The sequence below is a fragment of the Pseudoalteromonas sp. 19-MNA-CIBAN-0066 genome, from assembly GCF_040308705.1.
Taxonomy (GTDB): Bacteria; Pseudomonadota; Gammaproteobacteria; order Enterobacterales; family Alteromonadaceae; genus Pseudoalteromonas; species Pseudoalteromonas nigrifaciens.
The window spans coordinates 1-255 of sequence record NZ_JBEONZ010000294.1; the positions used below are offsets into that span (position 1 = coordinate 1).

A 255-nucleotide genomic window follows, 5' to 3' on the forward strand; every position below is an offset into this window, starting at 1 on the left:
CCAACAGAGCAAACAAAATATCCGTCAGACCAAAATGTTTTTTTAACCCAGAATTGCTTTTTAAACCATTTAAATCTCGACCATAGACTTTGCGTTGTAGATTGTTTAATTCTCCTAACGTAACTCGCAACACTGATATTGGGAGAGATCGTTAGCAATATGTGTATATGATCTTTGTCCACCTCGATCTCTTCGATATTAAATTCTGAGCGCTCTGCAATTTCAGTGATTTTTTGTTTTACAAAATCACCTACA

Annotated in this window: 1 protein-coding gene; it reads right to left on the bottom strand. The window is 35.3% G+C overall.

Going from position 1 to position 255, the window contains the following annotated elements; translation table 11 throughout:
* Nucleotides 1-255 (bottom strand): IS200/IS605 family transposase (tnpA, locus tag AAEZ18_RS19195; protein ID WP_352256019.1); only part of this gene is annotated, 255 nt, incomplete at both ends.